Source organism: Massilia aurea (genome assembly GCF_024753205.1).
Classification (GTDB): domain Bacteria; phylum Pseudomonadota; class Gammaproteobacteria; order Burkholderiales; family Burkholderiaceae_D; genus Telluria; species Telluria aurea.
This window is the reverse complement of sequence record NZ_JANUGZ010000032.1, coordinates 1-817: the sequence shown is the minus strand read 5'-3', so window position 1 is coordinate 817 and position 817 is coordinate 1. Positions and strand designations below refer to the sequence as shown.

Genomic DNA, 817 nt, shown 5'->3' with positions numbered 1-817 from the left:
GAACGGTGGTACTAAGCATACGACAAGTAGGGCGGGACACGAGAAATCCTGTCTGAACATGGGGGGACCATCCTCCAAGGCTAAATACTCGTAATCGACCGATAGTGAACCAGTACCGTGAGGGAAAGGCGAAAAGAACCCCGGGAGGGGAGTGAAATAGATCCTGAAACCGTGTGCATACAAACAGTAGGAGCGGACTTGTTCCGTGACTGCGTACCTTTTGTATAATGGGTCAGCGACTTACATTCAGTGGCGAGGTTAACCGTATAGGGGAGCCGTAGAGAAATCGAGTCCGAATAGGGCGACAGTCGCTGGGTGTAGACCCGAAACCAAGTGATCTACCCATGGCCAGGATGAAGGTGCGGTAACACGCCCTGGAGGTCCGAACCCACTAATGTTGAAAAATTAGGGGATGAGCTGTGGGTAGGGGTGAAAGGCTAAACAAACTTGGAAATAGCTGGTTCTCTCCGAAAACTATTTAGGTAGTGCCTCAAGTATCACCATCGGGGGTAGAGCACTGTTATGGCTAGGGGGTCATTGCGACTTACCAAACCATTGCAAACTCCGAATACCGATGAGTGCGAGCTTGGGAGACAGACATCGGGTGCTAACGTCCGGTGTCAAGAGGGAAACAACCCAGACCGCCAGCTAAGGTCCCAAAGATTGGCTAAGTGGAAAACGAAGTGGGAAGGCTAAAACAGTCAGGATGTTGGCTTAGAAGCAGCCATCATTTAAAGAAAGCGTAATAGCTCACTGATCGAGTCGTCCTGCGCGGAAGATGTAACGGGGCTAAGCCAGTCACCGAAGCTGCGGATAT

General features: G+C 50.9%; 1 rRNA gene. It reads left to right on the top strand.

The window, feature by feature from the left end:
• Positions 1-817 (top strand): 23S ribosomal RNA (locus NX775_RS23910); the annotation flags it as partial.